The organism is Hydrogenophaga sp. SL48 (assembly GCF_021729865.1).
GTDB lineage: Bacteria > Pseudomonadota > Gammaproteobacteria > Burkholderiales > Burkholderiaceae_C > Hydrogenophaga.
This window is the reverse complement of record NZ_CP063400.1, coordinates 670,045-683,837: the sequence shown is the minus strand read 5'-3', so window position 1 is coordinate 683,837 and position 13,793 is coordinate 670,045. Positions and strand designations below refer to the sequence as shown.

Sequence of the window (13,793 nt, the reverse complement as noted above, 5' to 3'; positions counted from 1 at the left end):
GCAGCCCTTTTTTTCTGCTCCATTAGCTATAAGAAGCACATCAGATCAAAGCGGCCTCACCGGACTTTGCTTCGGTGGCCAGCCCTGCAAATGCATACCAAATGAAAGCCCATAAGTTGAAAGTGCATTCTTTATGTCAATTACCGCATCGATACCCAGCCCCGTCGCCTTGGCGAACTCCAATCCATCAAACTCAACAAGATCACCCAAACTAGAAACACCCAAATTTCGAACCAAATCAATCACCCCAGGAGAAAATCCTTCAAGCAACTCAATCGACACAGACAACATTGGATCGAATTCATGACAGACGGCTTCGCCAGTTCTATCAAGCAACGAACACTCCTGGATCTCCCCATTCTTCACAACCAGTAAAACCTCATGCTGATAGATTGGATTTATTTCGCTACGCCTGAGTAGTTGACCACCTAAAAGTCGAAGCCTTCCAGAATACCAACTCGCAAAAATAGGTGCCTGAACATTGGAAAAAACAAGTCCAAGCCCCTTATCAGTCCTTCCAGGCACATAACCATTTAGCGAAGCGATAAACAAACGATTAGCGACAACCACCCACAATGCAACATACCCTTTAATATTTCCAGTATTCAAATCCAAAAACTCCGGTAGCCCTTCAAGAAATGAAAGCGGCTCATCGAACGTAACGTACTCTTTACCTTCAAAAAAAATCAAATCAGCTGCTTGAGCGGTCATTGCTGCACTTCATAAAAATGTACTTCCAAAGAAGACTCTCCAAAAAAATTATCTATTTTTCAGCTTGAACAAGCTTAGATGATAAATAACCCAGAGAAACCGCCCCATCCGCTCCGAAACCGGATCTTGCAGCATTCATTGAAATAACAGATCCAGCATACATCGAAGGCTGAAGAACTTTCCACATAGTTAAAAATTGGGGACCGCTTCCATCATCCAAAACTTTACGCAAAGGGTAGGTTTTTTCAAGAAGAAGCTTCAGATCCTGCGGCAACGTGCTAACAGAAAGAATGGAACAGGCGCCTTTATTTGTAATCATAACGACATACTTCTTTTTCCCTCGAACAACAGTGAATCCACTACCGCCATCCCTAGCTACAGCCGGGTCGAGATGCAACATATCTTTGGACAACCGCTTCCCACCCGAAGCAATTGCCATTTTTTCTGCCGATTTAACATCACCATCAGCCCCAATACAAAACGCATCCATCAATGCAATCAAATCAACCGGGGATGCATGCAGATGAGCACAGAAAAAAGACGCAACAAAAGCAACAATGGACCGAGAAAAGAACAATGAATTATTCATACGAACATAAACCTCAGGTGATGCAATCGAGAAATGTTAATGCGCATAGACTTTCGAACCTACAGAGACGGATTAAGGTGAGGTCTTGCCTTTTCCCCACTCTCACCGCCTGAACAACCGCCTGAGCAACAGCGTCTGAAAATCCTGCGTCTGCCCAGCCACCGCATACACAAAAGTATTCCCGTCGATCTGGCGGTACAGGATGCGGTGGTGTGAGCTGAGGATGGTCCGGTAGTCCGTCATGCCCACGCTGGCGAGCAAAGGAATCACCGGGCCGGTGATGAAACCCGAGTCCACCTGGGCGAGCTGGTCAAAGATGTCTTGTTCGGCGGCCACCCACAGCTCCGGCGTCCATCGCTCCAGCATGTAGTCCTGCAGGTCCAGCAGGTCGGCCTGCGCGTCCGGCAGGATGACGATGGCCATGGCGTTCAGCGCTGCTGGCGCCGTTGTGCCAGTTGTGCGCGGGATTCTTCCACCGAAAGGCCCAGGCCCGCCTGCCGGTCTTTTTCACCCAGGGCCAGCAGCTTGAGCAGGGCGATCAGGTCTTCCTTGTCCTGGTACTGCTGCACGCCCTCGATCACCATGGCGGCTTCGCCGTTCTGGGTGATGATGACCGGCGCACCGGTGGCGGCCACCTCTTCAGAGATCTGGGCGGCGTGGCTCTTGAGGTAGGAAATGGATCGGATGTGTTCGCGGGCTTGCATGGCGCCTCCTTGGGGTGGACTGAATTTATGCCCGTATTTGGTCTGGGTCAAGCCATGCATTGAGGCTTTGATGTGTCTTCTATATGATGCTTTATCGCATCAAAACTGATGCGTCTTTGAATCTACAAACCGGAGCGCCCCAATGCGAACCACCGTCACCATCGACGACGCCTTGTACGAGCGGGCCTTGCAAGTCGCCGACCCGTCCATGGACAAGGCCGACCTGTTCCGCGAGGTGTTCCGCACCTTTGTGCGGGTGCAGTCGGCCAAGCGGCTGGCGGCGCTGGGTGCGGCCGCGCCCGAAATGGCCGAGATCCCACGTCGGCGCGAGGAACCTGCCGAATGACGGCGGTGCTGGTGGACACCTCGGTGTGGGTGGACCACTTTCGCAGCCGCAACGAAGAGCTGGCCAACCTGCTGGTGCAGGACGCCGTGCTGACCCACCCCTGGGTGCGGGCGGAACTGGCCTGCGGCACGCCCCCGGCCCGAGTGCAGACGCTGGCCGATCTGGCGGCGCTGCAACCGGCCAAGGTGGCCACGGTGGACGAGGTGATGGCGTTTGTGGAGCGCGAACGCTTGTACGGCCAAGGATGCGGTTTGGTGGATCTGGGCCTGCTGGCGTCGGCGCTCATCACACCGGGCGCGCGGTTGTGGACGCTGGACCGGCGGCTGGTCGGGCTGGCCGAGCGGTTGGGCGTGGCGCACACCGCGGCCACTCATTGAGGAGGCCAACAGACCATGCGCTCCTGCACTGCCACCGAAGCCAAGACCCACTTCGGGAAGTTGCTTGATCAAGTTCAGCACAGGCCCGTCCAGGTGCTCAAGCACGGCCGCGTGGTGGGCGTGATGGTCAGCGCGCAGGACCACGAGGCCATGCGCAACTTCTGCGCGAACCGCCTGTAGGGCTCGCTGGCGCAGAACGCCTCCAGTGCTGCCGCGCAGGGCCTGACAGAAGAAGCGCTGCAGCGCCTGCTGGACGACGAGAGCTGAGCGCCTGCGGCCGGTGGTGTTGAACCGGCCGTCGGGTGCTATGAGCGCGCAGCCACCTTCAAAGGCTTGGCCAGATAACGCACCAGCCCGATGCGCCCAGCCTTGGGCTCGGTGTACTCGGTGAACCCCGCCACTTCGTAGGCGCGCCGAGCAGCCAGGTTCTGGTCGTCCACACACAACGCGAGCAACGGGCAAACCGGCCAGTGCTCCCCCAGCCAGGTTTCCACCAGGGCCAGCGCGTGTTTGCCGTGGCCTTTGCCCTGTTCGCGGCTGTCAATGCGCATGGCCCTGAGGGCGACGGCGCCGGTGGGCGCCCACTCCGGCAGCCGGGAGCCCCGGCAGAGCACCACGAAGCCGACCGGCACATCGGCTTGAAGCACGGCCAGGCCGGCCACTTCGTCGGGGCTGGCGCCCTCGCCCACCGCGACCGCCTGCGCCATCGTCCCGGCGAATTCAATCTGCTCGGGCGGGATGTGCAGGGCCAGCACGGATTGCTGCTGTTCGCTGGTGAGCGCTTGCCAGCGCTGGAGTTGAAGCCGAGTGGGTGTCATGGGGCGGGCCTCGCCTGCCAGTACCGGCTGGCCTCGGGCGGCAGCTGCGCCAGCACCCGTTCGAAGGCGGCGGCGTCCACATGCCGGCGAAGGGCGGTGGCGACGGACACCACCGCATCGGCCGGCGAGAAGTTGTGCTCCGTGCGAACGGAGCGCACGTCCGCCAGCCACTCGGCCGGCCCGCCAAAAGGCACAGGCGCCTGGTCGATGGGCCAGTCTTCGATGAAGAGCGCGCGGGTCACGGGCGGCAGCACGGCCGCAAAAGCGAGGGCCTGCGGCACGGTCAGTCGCTGGCGGAACGCGTGCAGCACACCCACCACCATGTTCCACGCCATGTTGGTGGTGGGCAGCCCGGCGCAGTCGCGGGCGTCGACCATGAAGCGCTCGAACTGGAGCGTGGGGTTCTGGTATTCGAAGGGCAGCGTCATGGGTGGGCATGGTAGTTCGAGCCATGCCCGCACCACCCGATGAGGGCCACTGGCGCCCGCGCACCGGGAAGCCTATGCTGATGTGCCGGCCCGGTGGCCTGGCGGGCGCCAGGCGGCGCGAACGTGGCCGGATCGAGCGAAAGGACTGGGTATGTTGTCCACTGCTTCTGTCACCACCATGCTGCCCGTGAAAGACATCGACCGCGCACGGGCGTTCTACGAGGGTTGTCTGGGACTGTCGCCGGGCGGGTTCAAGCCCGACGGCAAGTTCGTCTATTCGGTCGGCGGCAGCACGCTGGCCCTGTTCCCCAAACCCGAAGGCACCAAGGCCGACCACACCGCGATCAGCTTCCAGGTGAACGACATCACCGCCAGCATCGAGCAGCTGAAACGCTCGGGCGTGGTGTTCGAGGACTACGACTTCCCCGGCCTGAAAACGGTGAACCACGTCTGCGTGCTCGGCGCCGAGAAGGCCGCCTGGTTCAAGGACACCGAGGGCAACTACCTCTGCCTCCACGAGGACCTACCGGCGTAGAACTCGGGGCTCAGGGCACCAGGCAGCGCTGGATGCTGTCCTCGTTCCAGCGGATGCCGGTGCCGGGCACATCGGGCGGGGTGACGTGGCCTGCCTCCACCCGCAGCGGCTCCTGCAGCACCGGGTCGGCCCAGTCGACGTATTCCAGCCAGTGGGCGGTGGGCGTGACGGCGAGCAGGTGGGCGCTGACTTCCGGAAACAGGTGGCTGGACAGCGGCAGGCCGGCAGTCTCGCCGATGGCGGCGGCGCGTTGCCAGCCGGTCACGCCGCCGATCTTCATGGCGTCGGGCATGCCGAAGTCCGAGGCGCCGGCGGCCACGCAGACGGCCATCTCGTGCGGGCCCCACCAGTTCTCGCCCATCTGGATGCGCGAGCGCGTGCGGGTGCGGATCTGGGCGTGGCCGGCGTGGTCGTCGGCCGAGGTGGGCTCTTCCACCCAGTAAAGGCCTTCGCCGTCCAGCGCCTGGATGCGCGAGCTGGCCTCGGCCACGGACAGCGCCTGGTTGTAGTCCGACATCAGGTGCACGCCGTCGCCGATGGCCCGCTTCACGGCGCGCACCACCGCGAGGTCGGTGGCCAGGTCGGCGTAGCCGAGCCGGACCTTGATGGCGGGGAAGCCGGGCGCCGCGAGCTGCTGGGCCTCGGCCGCGGCGCGCTCGGCGCCGATCATGCCCAGCCCGCAGCTGTTGTAGGCCGGGATGCGCCGCAGCTCGCCGCCCAGCAGCCGCGCCAGCGGCAGGCCCTGCGCGGTGGCGAGGGCGTCCCAGGCGGCCATGTCGATGCCCGCCAGCGCCATGCCCACCACGCCCTTGACCCCGAGCAGCCGGAACCGCGCGCGCAGCTTGCGGTCCAGTTCCAGCGGCGCGACCGCGTCGCCCCGGATCACGGGAACCAGCTCGTTCAGCAGCTGCACCACCGGTTTGAGCACCAGCGGCGTGTAGCAGAACAGGTAGGTGGAGCCGGTGACGCCCTCGTCGGTGAGCAGGTCGATGAGGGCCAGCGGCGCGATGTGGATGGTGCCGCTGCTGGTCTGCAAAGGAATGCGCAAGGGCACATGGACCGCCCGCACGCGCAGGTCACGAACCGTCAAAAGAGCATGGGCAACCATGGTGTTCTCCTTTCAAGACTGACCGCCATGGTAGCCCTCGGGTTCTGCATTGGCACGCAATCTGTTAGCTTGCGCCATGACCCTTTCGCTCGACTTCCTCGCCCTGCCGCTGCTCGTGGCCGCGTCGCTGGTGTTCGTGAGCGTGCTGGCCGGGGTGTTGTCGGCGCGGGTGGGGTTCTCGTTCCTGCTGGTGTTCCTGCTGGTGGGCATCCTGGCTGGGGTGGACGGGCCCGGTGGCCTGGTGTTCGAGGACTTCGGCCTGAGTTTCTGGGTGGGCAACGTGGCGCTCGCCGTGATCCTGCTGGACGGCGGCCTGCGCACCGACTACGCCACCTTCCGCACCGGCTTGAAGCCCTCGCTGCTGCTGGCCACGCTGGGCGTGCTGGTGTGTGCGGTCATCACCGGCCTGGCGGCGCGCTGGCTGCTGGACCTGAGCTGGCCGCTGGCGCTGCTGGTGGGCGCCATCGTGGGTTCGACCGACGCGGCGGCGGTGTTTTCGCTGCTGAAGTCCTCGGGCGTGACGCTCAACGAGCGGGTGGCCGCGACGCTGGAGATCGAGTCGGGCCTGAACGACCCGATGGCGGTGTACCTGACGCTCACCTTCATCGGCCTGGCCACGGCGGGTCAGGCGGTCAACGCCGTCGCAACGCCGTGGGACGCGCAGCAGGTGCTGCACGCGGTGTGGGCGCTGTTGCTGCACCTGGGCTGGGGCACGGCCATGGGCCTGGGCAGCGGCTGGGCCCTGGCGGCCTTGCTCAACGGCCTGGGCCGCGGGTCGGACGGCGGCGGCGGCGTGCGCGCGCTGCTGGTGGTGTCGGGCGGGCTGGCGGTGTTCGCCGCCACCACCTGGCTGGGCGGCTCGGGCTTTCTGGCGGTGTACGCCATGGGCGTGGTGGTGGGCAACCGGGCGCGGCACCCGGTGCGGCGGGCGCTCTCGGCCATGGACGGCTACGCCTGGCTGGCGCAGGCGGGCATGTTCCTGCTGCTGGGCCTGCTGGTGACGCCGAGCGACATGCTGCGCTCGCTGTGGCCGGCGCTGGGCGTGTCGGCGGTGCTGATGCTGGTGGCCCGGCCGGTCTCGGTGTGGCTGTGCCTGGTGCCGTTCCGCTTCAGCGGGCGCGAGATCGGTTTCATCAGCTGGGTGGGGCTGCGCGGCGCGGTGCCCATCGTGCTGGCGGTGTACCCGCTGCTGGCGGGGGTGGTCGGGGCCCGCACGTTTTTCAACGTGGCCTTCGTGGTGGTGCTCACCTCGCTGTTGCTGCAGGGCGGGACGATCGCCTGGAGCGCGCGGCGCCTGGGCGTGGCCTTGCCGGACCCGAAGGACGAACTGGGCAACCGCCTGGTGTTCGGCGATTTCGTGATCGACGCCACCACGCCGATGGACACGCTGTGCGGGTTCTACGGGCTGCCGATGCCGGCGGAATCCACCACCGACGTGGCCGCCTGGCTGAACCAACAGATCAACCGCCCGCCGGTGGTGGGCGACGGCGCGCTGCTGGGCGCCGCCGAGCTGAGCGTGCGCAAGATGGACGGCAACCGCATCACGCGGGTGGGCATCCGGCTGGGGTGATTCACGCGGCCTGGAGCAAGGCCGTGCGTTGGTCCCGGTAGCGTTGCAGCCGCTGCCGCAGATCCGGCCCGACCACCGGCAAGGGCTCGTACCAGCCCGAGAGCCGTGCGCGCGCGGGCCAGTCGGCCAGCATCCAGGCACCGCGGGCCGTGCCTTCGAGCGCATCGGTCGAGCGCAGCACACGGCGGCCGGCCAGCCACGCCGAGAGCGCCGTGGTGTAGACCACGTTACCCGCGAGCGGCCCTTCCACCACCGCGGGCGCCGAGGCGTCGCCGGTGGCCAGCGACGCCACCAGCTCGGCCGTGATGTCGGCGCAGTAGAGCGCCGCGAGCGCCGGCCGCAGGTGCGCGGGCACCGCCTGTGTGCCACCGGCCTGTGCCCACCCGTCTTGCCACACGCGGCCCTGCTGGCCCTGATACGGCCCGGCTTCCGCGAACGACGGCGTGGCCGCCCAGCCTTGCGCCAGCAGCTCGTCGAGCGCGACCAGCGTGGCGAGCGCGGGGTCGGCGCCGTCGCACAGGGCGGCGAACTCACGCCCGCCCATGAAACGCGCGGTGGGCACGGCCCCGCCTTCCACCGACACGTTGACCAGTTCATCGCGCTCGGGCGCGAGCGCCGTCGCCGAGCCGCCGGGCGCCATGACCACGCACCAGGTGCCGGTGGAGACCACCGTGCCGTGGGGCACGGCGTGCAGGTGGCGGGCGAGGCAGGCGTTGCTGTCGTGCACGCCCACGTGCACCTGGCAGGTGGCGGGCAGCTGCAGGCGCGCGGCCAGGGCGGGCTTCACCTGGCCCAGCACCTCCCAGGCTTTTTTCAGCGGCGCGAACAGCGCGGCGATGCCGGCGCGCTGCGTCCACGCGGCCGGCCGCTGCTCTGCGGGTGACCACAGGTGGGTGTGGCAACCGAGCGAGGACACCTCGCTCGCGGCCACGCCGCTGAACCACCAGGCCCAGTACTGCGGGTACGGCAGCCAGTGGCGGATGCGCTGCCACGCGGCAGGCTGCGTCTGCTGCAGCCAGTACAGCTGCAGGCCGGCGTTCAGGCCCAGTGGCAGGTCGGGCGAACCGGTGGTCTCGAAGCCGTCGGCGAGGCGTTGAAAGGCCTCGCGGTGCGCACCGTAGCCGTCCCATTCGTAGTCCATGGGCGGCAGCACGAGGCGCTCGCCGTCGATGGCGCAAAAGGCCGCGCCGTGGGTGCTGACGTGGAGGTGCGCGATGTGCTCGCGCTGTGGCAAGGCGGGGATGGTTCGCAGCAACCAAGCTTCGAGCGCGCCCACGCCGAGCTCCAGGTAATCGGCACCCTGCACCGCCTTGTTGGCCTGCACCTCGCGGGCCAGCACCTCACCGGCCTCGCTGATGAGCAGCAGCTTGGCGTTGGTCTTGCCGATGTCGAGGATGAGGGTGTGGGTCATTCGAGATGGAACACGCAGGGCAGCGGCTCGGCCACGGGCGAGCCGTCGGGGTTCGTCCGCATCAGGTCTTTCATGTGCTGCCACCAGCGCTGCATCACCGGGTGCTGCGGCAGGCTGTCCATGCCGTGGCCGGCGCTGCGGCGCAAGACGGCGAACAGCACGCCGCGCGGCGCGTCGAGAAAGATGCTGTAGTCGGACACGCCGCGCTCTTTCAACAGCGCCGACAGCTCGGGCCAGATGGCATCGTGGCGCCGCTGGTACTCGGCCTCGCAGCCGGGGTTCAGGAACATGCGGAAAGCGATCTTTTCGGGGGTCATGGTGGACTCCGTGTTCAGGCTGGTTTGAGCACGGCGGCGGACGGCCGGCGCAACACCCTGAGCCAGCGCGGCAGCACCATCGCCACGATCAGCAGCGCGCCCACGATCATCGACATCACGATGCCCGACACGTTGAGCATGCCCAGCGCGAAGTTGAAGCTGCCCAGCAGCACGGCCGCGAGGATCACGCCCACGATGCTGCCGCGCCCGCCCTCGATGGCCACGCCGCCGAGGATCACGATGGTCACCGCGTCCAGTTCCCAGCCCATGGCCAGGTTGGGCCGCGTGCTGCCGATGCGCCCGGTGAGCAGGATGGCCGCGAGCGCCGCCATGATGCCGGCGAACACAAACAGCATCAGGCGGTAGCGGTCCACCGAGATGCCCGAAAAACGCGACGCAATCGGGTTGGCGCCGATGGCGTAAACCCGCCGGCCGTGCACCGTGGCGTGCAGGAACAGGCCCACCAGGATTGCCATCAGCAACATCACGCCGAACTCGATGGGCACGATGAACCCCGGCTGGCCGATCAGGTCGCCGATGCTGCCGTTGCCCCAGGTGCTCAGCGTCTCGGGGTAACCGGTGATCGCCTGGTCGCCCAGCACCACCTGCGCCAGGCCCCGGTAGAGCGAGAGCGTGCCGATGGTGACCACGATGGACGGCAGCTTCCAGCGCGTCACGAGCCAGCCGTTGAGTCCGCCGCAGAGCGCGCCCGTGGCCAACGCGGCGCACAGCATCAGCGGCAGGCTGGCGCCTGCCTGCATCGCCAGGCCCATGGCCAGCGAGGCCAGCGCCATGGTGGCGGCAATCGAGAGGTCGATCTCGCCCGACACCACCAGCAGCGCCATCGCCAGCGCGATCAGGGCCTTCTCTGAAAAGTTGTAGGTGCTGTCGGCCAGCGCGTAGGGCGAGAAGAAGCCCTCTAGCCCCAAGCCGAAGCCCAGGTAGACCAGCACGATCAGCGCGATCAGCACGCGCTCCCAGGTGTCGAGTGCCCTCATGCCATTCCTCCTTGTGGGACCGCCGAGCGGTCCAGAATCTGCCGCCCTTTTTTGCGGTCGGCCGTGGCGTTGAGCACCACCGAAACCAAAATCACCGCGCCCGCAATCGCCTGCTGCCAGAACGGCGAAACCTGTATCACCGGCAGCGCGCCGTTGACCACGCCGATGAACAACACGCCGAGCACCGCGCCGCCAATGGTGCCGACACCGCCGCCGATGCTCACGCCACCGATCACGCAGGCCGCGATCACCGTCAGCTCGTAGCCCGAGGCCAGCTCGGAAAACGCAATCGAATACCGCCCCACCCAGAGCAGGCCCGCCAGCCCGGCCAGCAGGCCCGACACGGTGTAGGCCATCACCAGCCGGCGCTGCACCGGGATGCCGGCGTACAGCGCGGCCGAGGGGTTGCCGCCGTAGGCGTAGAGCTCGCGCCCTTCGCGCCGCCAGTGCAGCAGCCAGAAGGTCAGCGCCACCACCACGGCGGCGAACCAGATCAGCATGGGCAGGCCGAGCAGGGTCTCGCGCGGCAGGCCTTTGATGAGCGGGTGGATCTCGTGGTCCGACACCCAGGCGCCGCCGCTGGCCACGAACACCGCGCCCCGGTAGAGCGACAGCGTGCCCAGCGTGACCACGATGGAGGGCAGCGAAAACCGCATGATCAACCAGCCGTTGACGAAGCCCAGCGCCGCGCCGATGGCGCAGGCCATGGCGATCAGCGCCACCAGCGGAATGCCGGGCCAGGCCCGCCCGGCCAGTGCGCACAACATGCCGGTGAGCGCCAGGTTGGACGCCACCGAGAGGTCAACGCCGCGCGTCAGCAGCACCAGCATCTGGCCCATCACCAGGATGGCGAGGATGGCCGAGTCGTTGCCGATGTCCAGCGCGTTGCGCAGGGTCAGGAACACGGGCGCGCGCGCGCCCACCGCGAGCACGATGACGGCGATGATGGCCAGCAGCAGCCACTCGCGCCGCACCTGCGCCAGCGCGGTCAGGGGGTTGGTTGTCATGGGTGCACCTCGGTGGGCAGACGGACGGGGGGCACCGCGGCAGCGGTCGGCGGCACGGCGGCGTGTCCCAGCCCCAGGCCCGACGCGGCGGACACGATGGTCTCGGCGTCCACCGAGCCCATGGCGAACTCGCTCACCATGCGGCCGCGCCGCATGACGATGACGCGGTGCGCGAGGTGCATCACCTCGGGCAGTTCGGACGACACCAGGATCACCGCCAGGCCCTGCTCCACCATCTCGGCGATCAGGTGGTAGACGGCCTGTTTGGCGCCCACGTCGATGCCCTTGGTGGGCTCGTCCAGGATCACGATGCGCGGGTTCAGCCCCAGCCACTTGGCGATCACCACCTTCTGCTGGTTGCCGCCCGACAGCCCCGACAGCGGCGTGTCCTGGCTCGCGGTCTTGATGCGCAGGCGTTGAATCATGCGGGCCGCGAGATCGGACTCGCGCGCGGCCGACAACCAGGGCCCGCGCGACAGCGCCGACACGCCGCTGGCCAGACCGGCCAGGCTGATGTTGTGCCGCACCGAAAAACCCAGCACCGCGCCCTGGCGCTGCCGCTCTTCGGGCACGTAGGCCAGGCCGGCGGCAATGGCGTCGCCGGGCCGGCGGATCTCGATGCGGCGGCCCTCCACCACCACCTCGCCGGTGGCCGCCGGGTTCAGGCCCATCAGCGCGAGCATGGCCTCGCTGCGGCCGGCGCCGATCAGGCCGTAGAAGCCCAGGATCTCGCCGCGCCGCAGCTCGAAGCCGAGGTCGGCGAATTCGGTCGGGTGGCTCAGGCCCTTGACCTGCAACACCACCTCGCCCGGCTGGCTGTGGATGGGCGGGTAGATCTGTTCGATGGCGCGGCCGGCCATCAGGCCCACCAGCGCGGGTTCGTCGGCGTCGGCGATGGCGCCCGAACCCACCGACGCGCCGTCGCGCAAGACCACGTAGCGGTCGCAGACGGCAAAAATCTCGTCGAACTTGTGGGTGATGAAGAGCACCGCCACGCCCTCGTTCTTCAGGCCGCGCACGAGGCCGAAGAAGTCGCGGATCTCGGCCTGCGACAGGGCGGCGGTGGGTTCGTCGAGGATCACCACGCGGGCGTTCTGCGACAGGGCGCGCGCGATCTCGATCAGGTGGCGCTGCGCCAGGCTCAGCTGCTTCACCAGCGTGGTGGCGGCGAAGCCCGCGCCCACGCGGTCGAGCACCACCTGGGCCTCGGCGTTCATGCGCGCCCAGTCGATCACCTTGAACAGGCCCGCGCCGCGCGTGGGCTGGCGGCCGATGAAGATGTTCTCGGCCGCGCTCAGCTCCTCGAACATCACCGTTTCCTGGTGCACCGCCACGATGCCGGCGGCCTGCGCGTCCTGCGCCTTGGCAAAACGCACCGGCCGGCCTTCGATGCGGATCTCGCCCTCTTCGGGCTGATGCACGCCGGTGAGCGTTTTCACCAGCGTGGATTTGCCGGCACCGTTTTCACCGATCAGGGCCAGCACCTGGCCCGGCACCAGCTCCAGGTCCACGCCTTTGAGGGCATGGGTCGGGCCGAAGCGTTTGTGGATGCCACGCAGCGAGAGCCACGCGGGAGGGGAATCAGGGTTCATGGCAGCGCGTTGGGGGCAAGAGACTGGGCAAGGGTACGACGGGTTCCCCCGCAGCACCATCAACGGCCGTCAGGAGTCGGGGTAAGCGGTTTCCACGGCGCCGGAGCGCCACCCGCACCGCATGAAGCAGCGCCCACCGGGGGCACCGAGGAACCGGCTTCGCCGGGCCTCTGGTGCCGCCCCCCTTGAGGGGGGTGACGCGAAGCGGCGCGGGGGGTGTTTCAAAAGATTTTTGCGAACTTGTCCACGTTGCCCGCGTCGTAGGTGAACGGCTCGGCCATCGCGCCTTCGAGGTCCTTGTCCAGCGTGGTGCTGCCGACACGACCCAGCGAAATCTTCTCGCCGGCCACGCCCTTGGCCGTGCCCTTGATGAAGGCGCTGGCGGCCATGATGGACGAGTAGCCGAGGTCGATGGGGTTCCAGATCGCGAACGACTTCACCGCGCCACTCTTCACGTGGCCGGCCATTTCAGACGGCAGGCCCAGGCCGGTCACGAAGATCTGGCCGACCTTCTTCTCGTCCTGCACGGCCTTGGCCGCGGCGGCGATGCCCACCGTGGTCGGGGCCACGATGGCTTTCAGGTTGGGGTAGCTCTTGAACAGGCCCTGCGCTTCGCGGTAGCTCTTGTCGGTCTGGTCGTCACCGTAGACCACATTGACCAGCTTCAGGCCGGCAAAGGCGGGCTGGGCCAGCACCTTCTTCATCTCGGCGATCCAGATGTTCTGGTTGGTGGCCTGTGCGGTGGCCGACAGCACGGCGATCTCGCCGGTCTTGCCCACCACCTGCTCGCTCATCTTCACCAGCTTCTCGCCGATCAGCGCGCTGTTCGACGGGTTCAGCTGCATCAGGCGGCCTTCTTTCTTGACACCCGAGTCGAACGAAATCACCTTGATGCCACGGGCCATGGCCTTCTTGAGCGAGGGCACCAGCGCGTCGGGGTCGTTGGCGGAGATCACGATGGCCTTCACGTTCTGCGCGATCAGGGCGTTGACGATCTCGATCTGGCCTTCGGCCGTGGCTTTGGCCGGGCCGGTGTAGATGATCTCGACGTCCTTGAGCTCCTTGGCGGCTTCGAGCGCACCCTGGTGGGCGGCGTCAAAGAAACCGTTGCCCAGGCTCTTGACCACGAGCGCGATCTTGTCGGCGGCCAGCGCGGGCTGGGCGAGCGACAGGGCGAGGGCCGCAGCGGCCAGCAGGGAAAGTTTTTTGTTCATCAATGTCTCCAGGGTTGTTGAAACGAAGCACGGGGAAAAGCGTCTCGGCAGGTGCGGCCCCGACACGG

Annotated in this window: 18 protein-coding genes; 5 read left to right on the top strand and 13 right to left on the bottom strand. The window is 66.4% G+C overall.

Annotation, left to right across the window (positions count from 1 at the left end; all coding sequences use genetic code 11):
* Positions 1-45 precede the first annotated feature (45 nt).
* The 4 genes from IM738_RS03295 to IM738_RS03280 form a co-directional block, all read right to left on the bottom strand.
* A complete protein-coding gene (locus IM738_RS03295) occupies positions 46-711 on the bottom strand; it encodes a hypothetical protein (RefSeq protein WP_236964470.1) in 666 nt (221 codons plus the stop codon).
* A gap of 52 nt (positions 712-763) precedes the next feature.
* Complete coding sequence (locus IM738_RS03290) at positions 764-1,300, bottom strand: hypothetical protein (RefSeq protein WP_236964469.1); 537 nt, start codon at positions 1,298-1,300, stop codon at positions 764-766.
* A gap of 102 nt (positions 1,301-1,402) precedes the next feature.
* A complete protein-coding gene (locus tag IM738_RS03285; RefSeq protein ID WP_236964468.1) occupies positions 1,403-1,723 on the bottom strand; it encodes a type II toxin-antitoxin system RelE/ParE family toxin in 321 nt (106 codons plus the stop codon).
* Positions 1,724-1,728: 5 nt separating this feature from the next.
* The gene (locus IM738_RS03280; RefSeq protein ID WP_236964467.1) at positions 1,729-2,004 is read right to left on the bottom strand and encodes a type II toxin-antitoxin system Phd/YefM family antitoxin; all 276 of its coding nucleotides are present in this window, start codon (positions 2,002-2,004) and stop codon (positions 1,729-1,731) included.
* A 142-nt stretch (positions 2,005-2,146) separates the two neighbouring features.
* Here IM738_RS03280 and IM738_RS03275 point away from each other — a divergent pair, with 142 nt between their 5' ends.
* From IM738_RS03275 to IM738_RS03265, 3 genes are read left to right on the top strand one after another with little or no spacing between them, the layout of a single operon-like run.
* Positions 2,147-2,350: a type II toxin-antitoxin system VapB family antitoxin gene (locus tag IM738_RS03275; protein WP_236964466.1), complete on the top strand. Its 204-nt coding sequence runs from the start codon at positions 2,147-2,149 to the stop codon at positions 2,348-2,350.
* Positions 2,347-2,727 carry a type II toxin-antitoxin system VapC family toxin gene (locus IM738_RS03270; protein ID WP_236964465.1) on the top strand — a complete coding sequence of 127 codons (381 nt, stop codon included), beginning with the start codon at positions 2,347-2,349 and terminating at the stop codon, positions 2,725-2,727. The genes IM738_RS03275 and IM738_RS03270 overlap by 4 nt, the downstream gene beginning before the upstream one ends.
* A 15-nt stretch (positions 2,728-2,742) precedes the next feature.
* The gene (locus IM738_RS03265; RefSeq protein ID WP_236964464.1) at positions 2,743-2,907 is read left to right on the top strand and encodes a type II toxin-antitoxin system Phd/YefM family antitoxin; all 165 of its coding nucleotides are present in this window, start codon (positions 2,743-2,745) and stop codon (positions 2,905-2,907) included.
* Positions 2,908-3,032: 125 nt separating this feature from the next.
* Here IM738_RS03265 and IM738_RS03260 read toward each other — a convergent pair whose 3' ends face one another.
* Together IM738_RS03260 and IM738_RS03255 are read right to left on the bottom strand one after the other, a co-directional pair.
* Entirely contained in the window at positions 3,033-3,545 is a 513-nt protein-coding gene (locus tag IM738_RS03260; RefSeq protein ID WP_236964463.1) for a GNAT family N-acetyltransferase, read from the bottom strand.
* Positions 3,542-3,973, bottom strand: a complete 432-nt coding sequence (locus IM738_RS03255; protein WP_236964462.1) for a DUF2267 domain-containing protein — start codon at positions 3,971-3,973, stop codon at positions 3,542-3,544. Before IM738_RS03255 ends, IM738_RS03260 begins: the two co-directional genes overlap by 4 nt.
* A 151-nt stretch (positions 3,974-4,124) precedes the next feature.
* Between IM738_RS03255 and IM738_RS03250 the strand changes: the two genes are divergently transcribed.
* Positions 4,125-4,508: a VOC family protein gene (locus IM738_RS03250; RefSeq protein ID WP_236964461.1), complete on the top strand. Its 384-nt coding sequence runs from the start codon at positions 4,125-4,127 to the stop codon at positions 4,506-4,508.
* A gap of 10 nt (positions 4,509-4,518) precedes the next feature.
* On the opposite strand, the gene IM738_RS03245 is transcribed toward IM738_RS03250, so the two are convergent.
* The gene (locus tag IM738_RS03245) at positions 4,519-5,616 is read right to left on the bottom strand and encodes an enolase C-terminal domain-like protein (RefSeq protein ID WP_236964460.1); all 1,098 of its coding nucleotides are present in this window, start codon (positions 5,614-5,616) and stop codon (positions 4,519-4,521) included.
* 76 nt (positions 5,617-5,692) lie between these two features.
* Between IM738_RS03245 and IM738_RS03240 the strand changes: the two genes are divergently transcribed.
* A complete protein-coding gene (locus tag IM738_RS03240; RefSeq protein WP_236964459.1) occupies positions 5,693-7,186 on the top strand; it encodes a potassium/proton antiporter in 1,494 nt (497 codons plus the stop codon).
* A gap of 1 nt (position 7,187) precedes the next feature.
* On the opposite strand, the gene IM738_RS03235 is transcribed toward IM738_RS03240, so the two are convergent.
* From IM738_RS03235 to rhaS, 6 genes are all read right to left on the bottom strand, one after another.
* On the bottom strand, positions 7,188-8,597 hold the full coding sequence (locus IM738_RS03235; protein WP_236964458.1) for an FGGY-family carbohydrate kinase: 1,410 nt from the start codon (positions 8,595-8,597) through the stop codon (positions 7,188-7,190).
* Positions 8,594-8,914 (bottom strand): L-rhamnose mutarotase, encoded by a 321-nt coding sequence (gene rhaM, locus IM738_RS03230; RefSeq protein WP_236964457.1) that lies wholly within the window; start codon positions 8,912-8,914, stop codon positions 8,594-8,596. Before rhaM ends, IM738_RS03235 begins: the two co-directional genes overlap by 4 nt.
* 14 nt (positions 8,915-8,928) lie before the next feature.
* Positions 8,929-9,912 (bottom strand): ABC transporter permease, encoded by a 984-nt coding sequence (locus tag IM738_RS03225; protein WP_236964456.1) that lies wholly within the window; start codon positions 9,910-9,912, stop codon positions 8,929-8,931.
* A complete protein-coding gene (locus IM738_RS03220; protein ID WP_236964455.1) occupies positions 9,909-10,919 on the bottom strand; it encodes an ABC transporter permease in 1,011 nt (336 codons plus the stop codon). The genes IM738_RS03225 and IM738_RS03220 overlap by 4 nt, the downstream gene beginning before the upstream one ends.
* Positions 10,916-12,511, bottom strand: coding sequence for a sugar ABC transporter ATP-binding protein (locus tag IM738_RS03215; protein WP_236964454.1), 1,596 nt, complete (start codon positions 12,509-12,511; stop codon positions 10,916-10,918). Before IM738_RS03215 ends, IM738_RS03220 begins: the two co-directional genes overlap by 4 nt.
* 221 nt (positions 12,512-12,732) lie before the next feature.
* Complete coding sequence (gene rhaS / locus IM738_RS03210) at positions 12,733-13,725, bottom strand: rhamnose ABC transporter substrate-binding protein (RefSeq protein ID WP_236964453.1); 993 nt, start codon at positions 13,723-13,725, stop codon at positions 12,733-12,735.
* Positions 13,726-13,793 lie beyond the last annotated feature (68 nt).